This window comes from Streptomyces sp. URMC 127 (assembly GCF_051386535.1).
Taxonomy (GTDB): Bacteria; Actinomycetota; Actinomycetes; order Streptomycetales; family Streptomycetaceae; genus Streptomyces.
On the sequence record NZ_JBPQTW010000304.1, the window covers coordinates 1 to 6,665 of the forward strand.

6 protein-coding genes are annotated in these 6,665 nt (G+C 73.8%); 5 read left to right on the plus strand and 1 reads right to left on the minus strand.

Features of this window, described 5'->3' with window-relative positions:
* The 4 genes from ACSNOH_RS32570 to ACSNOH_RS32585 all read left to right on the plus strand — a co-directional run.
* On the plus strand, positions 1 to 1,095 hold a 1,095-nt coding region (locus tag ACSNOH_RS32570; RefSeq protein WP_436725057.1), incomplete at its 5' end, for an aliphatic sulfonate ABC transporter substrate-binding protein.
* A gap of 43 nt (positions 1,096 to 1,138) precedes the next feature.
* A complete protein-coding gene (locus tag ACSNOH_RS32575) occupies positions 1,139 to 1,951 on the plus strand; it encodes an ABC transporter ATP-binding protein (protein ID WP_436725058.1) in 813 nt (270 codons plus the stop codon).
* The gene (locus tag ACSNOH_RS32580; RefSeq protein ID WP_436725059.1) at positions 1,938 to 2,840 is read left to right on the plus strand and encodes an ABC transporter permease; all 903 of its coding nucleotides are present in this window, start codon (positions 1,938 to 1,940) and stop codon (positions 2,838 to 2,840) included. Before ACSNOH_RS32575 ends, ACSNOH_RS32580 begins: the two co-directional genes overlap by 14 nt.
* The gene (locus ACSNOH_RS32585; protein ID WP_436725060.1) at positions 2,837 to 3,613 is read left to right on the plus strand and encodes a sirohydrochlorin chelatase; all 777 of its coding nucleotides are present in this window, start codon (positions 2,837 to 2,839) and stop codon (positions 3,611 to 3,613) included. The genes ACSNOH_RS32580 and ACSNOH_RS32585 overlap by 4 nt, the downstream gene beginning before the upstream one ends.
* Positions 3,614 to 3,730: 117 nt before the next feature.
* Here ACSNOH_RS32585 and ACSNOH_RS32590 read toward each other — a convergent pair whose 3' ends face one another.
* Complete coding sequence (locus ACSNOH_RS32590) at positions 3,731 to 4,978, minus strand: S8 family peptidase (RefSeq protein ID WP_436725061.1); 1,248 nt, start codon at positions 4,976 to 4,978, stop codon at positions 3,731 to 3,733.
* 505 nt (positions 4,979 to 5,483) lie between these two features.
* Between ACSNOH_RS32590 and ACSNOH_RS32595 the strand changes: the two genes are divergently transcribed.
* Positions 5,484 to 6,293, plus strand: a complete 810-nt coding sequence (locus tag ACSNOH_RS32595) for a phosphotransferase enzyme family protein (protein ID WP_436725062.1) — start codon at positions 5,484 to 5,486, stop codon at positions 6,291 to 6,293.
* Positions 6,294 to 6,665 lie beyond the last annotated feature (372 nt).

Here is a 6,665-nt window from a genome sequence, read left to right on the forward strand (position 1 = left end):
GCCCGCCGCCGTGCCCTCACGGCCCTCGCCGCCCTCCCCTTGCTGGCCCTCGCCCTCGGAGCGTGCGGCTACGGCTCGCAGAAGGACTCCGCCGCCGGGCCCGCGGGCGGGACGGGGAACGCGAAGAAGCTCTCGGCCGACACCGTACGGATCGGCTACTTCCCGAACATCACCCACGCCACCCCGCTGGTCGGCGAGCAGGAAGGGCTGATCCAGAAGGAGCTGGGCGGCACGAAGCTCCGCTCGACGACCTTCAACGCCGGGCCGTCCGAGATCGAGGCGCTCAACGCCGGCTCCATCGACATCGGCTGGATCGGCCCCTCCCCCGCGATCAACGGGTACGTGAAGTCCAAGGGGAAGAGCCTGCGGATCGTCTCGGGCTCGGCTTCGGGCGGGGTGAAGCTCGTCGTCGACCCCAGGAAGATCACGTCCCCCGAGGACGTGAAGGGCAAGCGGATCGCCACCCCGCAGAAGGGCAACACGCAGGACGTGGCGTTCCTCCACTGGATCGCGCAGCAGGGCTGGAAGACCGATCCGCAGAGCGGCAAGGGCGACGTCTCCGTCGTCCGTACGGACAACAAGGTCACGCCCGACGCCTTCAAGTCCGGTTCGGTGGACGGGGCGTGGGTGCCCGAGCCGACCGCGTCGAAGCTGGTCGCCGAGGGCGGCAAGGTGCTCCTCGACGAGGCGGATCTGTGGCCGGAGAAGAAGTTCGTCATCACCAACGTGGTCGTGTCGCAGAAGTTCCTGGACGCGCACCCCGACGTGGTCGAGGCCGTGCTGCGCGGCTCCGTGCGGACCAACGCCTGGATCAAGGCGAACCCGGACAAGGCCGAGGCGTCCGCGAACGCCGCGCTGAAGAAGCTCTCCGGCAAGGAGCTGCCCGCGGAGATCCTCCACCCGGCGTGGCGCAGCATCGAGGTCCTCGACGACCCCCTGGCCGCCACCCTGCGGACCGAGGCCGCGAACGCCGTGTCGGCGGGCCTCCTGGAGCAGCCGGACCTGTCCGGCATCTACGACCTGACGCTGCTCAACAAGGTCCTCAAGGCCGAGGGCAGGCCCGCGGTGGACGCCGCGAAGCTCGGCAAGCAGTAGCCGCCCGCCCCTCGTATCCGCCCCATCACCAGGAGGTGACCGGATGGCCCCGGCAGTGACGACCGACAAGACCGGCAAGACCGGCACGACCGGGCTCGTGGACCGCGAGCCCGCGGCGGTCCGCATCGAGCACGTCCACAAGTCCTTCGGCCGGCCCGGCGCTGCCCAGCCGGTGCTGGACGACATCTCGCTGGAGGTGCGCCCCGGCGAGTTCGTGTGCCTCCTGGGGGCCTCGGGCTGCGGCAAGTCGACGCTGCTGAACCTGGTGGCCGGCCTGGACCGGCCGACCGCGGGCAGCATCGACGTGCCCGGCGGGCGCCCGGCCCTGATGTTCCAGGAGCACGCGCTGTTCCCGTGGCTCACCGCCGGCCGCAACGTCGAGCTGGCGCTGCGGCTGCGCGGCGTGCCGCGCGCGGAGCGGCGGGCGGAGGCGGAGCGGCTCCTGGAGCTCGTACGGCTCTCGGGGGCGTACGGCAAGCGGGTGCACCAGCTGTCGGGCGGTATGCGGCAGCGCGTCGCGCTCGCCCGCGCTCTCGCGCAGGACAGCCAGGTCCTGCTGATGGACGAGCCGTTCGCGGCGCTCGACGCCATCACGCGGGACGTGCTGCACCACGAGCTGACCCGCATCTGGTCCGAGACGTCGCTGTCGGTGCTGTTCGTCACCCACAACGTCCGCGAGGCCGTGCGGCTCGCGGAGCGCGTCGTGCTGCTGTCCTCCCGGCCCGGGCGGGTGGCCCGGCAGTGGGCCGTGGACATACCCCAGCCCCGCCGCATCGAGGACGCGGCGGTGGCGGACCTGTCCGTCGAGATCACCGAAGAACTGCGTGGGGAGATCCGCCGCCATGGCCAGCACTGAGACCGGCCCCCGGAGCGCCTCGGGGAGCCCGCACGACCTGGCCGGCCTGGAGGCCGGGCTCGACGCCCTGGACGCGGTGCCGGTCGAACGCACCCCCTTCGCGAAGGTGCTGCTGCACAAGGTCCTGCCGCCGCTCACCGCGGTCGTCCTGGTGCTCGCGGTGTGGAAGCTGCTGGTCGTCGCGGAGGTCACCGACGACTACAAGCTGCCCGACCCCTCCGCGGTCTGGCACAGCCTCAGGGAGCTGTGGCTGCGGGGCACCCTCCTGGACATCGTCTGGACGTCCGTCTCGCGCGGCCTGCTGGGCTTCGCCGCCGCCCTCGCCCTCGGCACGCCGCTCGGCCTGGTCGTCGCGCGCGTGAAGTTCGTACGGGCCGCGCTCGGCCCCGTGCTGTCCGGTCTGCAGTCGCTGCCGTCGGTCGCCTGGGTGCCCGCCGCGGTGATCTGGCTGGGCATCACCGACGGGGCGATGTACGCGGTGATCCTGCTCGGCGCGGTGCCGTCCATCGCCAACGGCCTGGTGTCCGGCATCGACCAGGTGCCGCCGCTGTACCTGCGGGCGGGCCGCACGATGGGCGCGACGGGGCTGCGCGGCGCCCGGCACGTGCTGCTGCCCGCGGCGCTCCCCGGCTACATCGCCGGGCTGAAGCAGGGCTGGGCCTTCTCGTGGCGGTCCCTCATGGCCGCGGAGCTGATCGCCTCCTCGCCCGACCTGGGGCTGGGGCTCGGCCAGTACCTGGAGAACGCGCGCACCGACTCCGACATGCCGGGCGTCCTGCTCGGGATCCTGCTCATCCTGTTCGTCGGCATCGCCATCGACCTGGCCGTCTTCAGCCCGCTGGAGCGCCGGGTGCTGCGGACGCGCGGACTGGCCGCGGCGGCCCGGTGACCGCTCCGCCCCTGCTCCTCGTCGCCCACGGCAGCCGCGACCCGCGCCACGCCGCCACCGTCCTCGCCCTGCGGGAGGAGGTGGCCGCCGCGCTGCCCGGCGTACGGGTCGAGGTGGGCTTCCTCGACTTCTGCGTGCCGGGCGTGCCGCAGGTGCTGGAGCGGCTTGCGGCGGAGGGCGTACGGGACGTGGTGGCCCTGCCGCTGCTGCTGACCCGCGCCTTCCACGCCAAGGCCGACATCCCGGCGGTGCTGCGGGCGGCAACAGCATGCCTGCCGCGCCTGCGGGTGCGGCAGGCGGGAGTGCTGGGGCCGTCGCCCCTGCTGACCGCCGCCCTGGAGCGGCGGCTGCACGAAGCCGGGCTCACGCCCGACCGGGGCCTGACCGGGGTCGTCCTGGCCTCGGCGGGCTCCTCCGACCCGGAGGCGAGCGCGGTGATCGCAGCAATCGCGCGGGAGTGGCGGCGTACCGGCTGGTGCGCCGTGCGGCCCGCGTTCGCCTCCGCTTCCCTGCCGCGCGTCGCGGACGCCGTGCGGGCGCTGCGCGCCGAGGGGGCCCGCCGGGTGGCGGTCGCCCCGTACGTCCTCGCGCCCGGCCGGCTCCCGGACCGCATCGCGCGGGGGGCGGCGGAGGGCGGCGCGGATGTCCTGGCGGACGTGCTGGGGGCGGCACCCGAGGTGGTGGCGCTGGTGGTGCGGCGCTACCGGGAGGAAGGCGTGGCGGGGGCTGCCGCCCCCGAGGGGCTGCGGGCGGCGCTCGGCCGCCCGGCCTGATCCCGCCGCTGCGGCGCGGGATTCCGGGAACGGCACGGCCGCCGCGCCCCGTGGGGGTGGGGCGCGGCGCCCGGCCGATGGGCTGTGCTGCTGTCCTGCTGTGCGGACTGCCCGGTTCTACTCGGTGACCTTCAGCAGCTTGTTGGGCGTGCCCGCGCTCGGGCTGGAGATCTTGTCCGAAGTGGCACCCTTGACGAGAGCTGCCGCGACCTGGTCCGGGGTGGCGTCCTTGTGGGCCGACAGGTAGACCGCGGCGGCGCCCACCACGTGCGGGGTGGCCATCGACGTACCGGAGATGGTCTTGGTGCCGGAGTCGCTGTCGTTCCAGTCGGAGGTGATGTCCGAGCCGGGGGCGTAGAGGTCGACCACGCTGCCGAAGTTGGAGAAGTCGGACTGCTGGTCGTCCTTGGTGGAGGAGGCGACCGTGATGGCCTCCTTCACCCGGGCCGGGGAGCTGTTGCCCGCGTCCGAGGACTCGTTGCCCGCCGCGACGGCGAAGGTGACGCCCGAGGCGATCGCCTTCTGCACGGCCGCGTCGAGCGCCTCGTCCGCGCCGCCGCCGAGGCTCATGTTGGCGACCGAGGGGCCCTTGTGGTTCTTGGTGACCCAGTCGATGCCGGCGACGACCTGCTCGGTGGAGCCGGAGCCCTGGCCGTCCAGCACCTTGACGGCCACGATCTTGGCCTTCTTGGCGACGCCGTGCGCCGTGCCGGCGATGGTGCCGGCGACGTGCGTGCCGTGGCCGTTGTCGTCCTCGGCCTTGTCGCTCTTGTCGACGGCGTTGAAGCCGAAGGAGGCGCGGCCCCCGAAGTCCTTGTGGCTGATGTGGACCCCGGTGTCGATGACGTACGCGGTCACGCCCTCGCCGGCGCCGTCGGGGTAGGCGTACTTGCCGTCGCCCTTGGTCTCGGTCTGGTCGATGCGGTCCAGCCCCCAGGAGGGTGGGGCCTCCTGGGTGGCGGTGGCCTTGAAGCGGTGGTTCTGCACGACCTTGGCGACGGCCGGGTCGGCCGCGAGCCGCTTGGCCTCGGTCTTGTCGAGGCCGCTGGCCGAGAAGCCGTGGACGGCCGAGTCGTAGGTGCGGCCGAGCTTGCCGCCGTACCGCTGGGCGAGGTCGCCGCCCTGCGCGGACACGGACTTCGCGGCCACGCCCTCCTTGCCGCCCTTGGCGTCGGCGCCGTCCTTCAGCAGGACGATGTAGCTGCCGTCGATGGCGTCCTTGGACTCGGTGCCGTAGACGGTGCCTTCGGGGGCGGGGGCGGCGCCGGCCGGCAGGGCCATGAGCGTGGCCCCTGCGGTGACGGCGGTCGCGGCGGATATCGCAAGGATCAGCCGTCGCCGGCCGGCGCGCTTGTGTGCTGCCATGACGAGGTTTCCTCCTCGTGCTGTTGTGGGGGGAATTGAGCATGAGTCAGTGCACACCCGGAGTGACGGAAGGGGTCGCTCCGGGTGCTTCGAAACCCTGTCGGATTTGACGCGGGCAGTTCAACCCCCTCGGGTTTTTGTGACATAGGCAACGTCGTTGCGTAATGCCAAAACCCTTTGAACGGCGGCAATTTGGGCACTGACGCGGCATCAACTGAGCGCGGGGAGAGCGCTGATGAGAACGCCGGGTGAACAGCGCCGCCTCCGGGCCGCCGGGACGGCCGCGCGGTCGGCGCGCCGCCGGGCGATCACTTTCGGCCACTGCCGGGAGAGCCGGTAGCGTGGCAGACCGGCAGGTCAGCAGGCCGACAGGTCGGCAGGTCGGCAGGTCGGCAAGGTGCACACGGAAAGCACGGAAAGCAGGGAAGCGGTGGCGGGCGCGGTGGAAGACACGGCATTCACGGAACAGCGGGCGCGGGCCCTGCTCGCGGCGGCGGTGCCGGAGATGCCCGCGGACGCGGCCCTGCTCTCGCTCGGCGAGAACGCGGTCTTCGCCGGCGGCGGGCTCGTCGCCAAGGTGGGCCGGGACGCCTCACTGCTGGACCGGGCGCGGCACGAGCTGCGCGTGGCCGCCTGGCTGGCCGGGCACGGCGTGCCGGCGGTGCGCGCCGCCGAGCCCGCGCCGCGGGTGGCCGAGGGCCGGCCCGTGACCCTCTGGCACCGCCTGGCCGACGCCGGGCGTCCGGCGGGGCCCGCCGACCTCGCCGCGCTGCTGCGCGTCATCCACGCCCTGCCGGAGCCGGACTTCGCCCTGCCGCCGCGGGATCTGCTCGGCGGCGTGGAGCGGTGGCTGCGGCTGGCGGGCGAGGCGATCGACCCGGCCGACGCGGCGTACCTGCGGCAGCGGCGGGACGCGTTCGCGGCGGAGGCCGCCGCGCTGACCCCGCACCTGCCGCGCGGGCCGATCCACGGGGACGCCCTGCCGCGCAACGTGCACATGGGCCCGGACGGGCCCGTCCTGGTGGACCTGGAGACCTTCTCCGGCGACCTGCGCGAGCACGACCTCGTCGTCCTCGCCCTCAGCAAGGACCGCTACGGCCTGCCCGGCGCGGCCTACGACGCCTTCGTGCGGGCGTACGGCTGGGACGTGCGGGAGTGGGCGGGCTGCGGGGTCCTGCGGGGCGCCCGGGAGACGGCGAGCTGCGCGTGGGTGGCGCAGCATGCGCCGGCGAACGCGGCGGCCCGTACGGAGTTTGCTCGGCGGGTGGCGTCTTTGAGGGAGGGGGATGCGGGGGTGCGGTGGTATCCGTTCTGACGGTTCCGATGGCGCGGACGGCCCGGCCGTCCGGGGCGGGGCTCCCTGCGGGGCCGCGCCTGCCGGGCAGGTTGTCGGCCGACTGCGGGCCGTCTGTGGCTGATCGCGCAGTTCCCCGCGCCCCTAGCGGGGCGCGACCCCTGCGTGGCTGGTCGTGCCCGCGCGGCGGAGCCGCAAATCGACACAGCCCCGCGCCCCTGACGGGGCGCGCTCGCTCCCCCCGGCGGCTTCAGCCCCGCTGAAACCCCCCGCCGCCACGGCGACAAGCCGCCATGGCGAGGGTCCGGCGGAATGGGTGGTTAGCGGAGGGGCCAGCGGGGGTCCACGACTGCGGTCGGATCCCCGCCCCGCCGCAACCACCCCTCATACCCC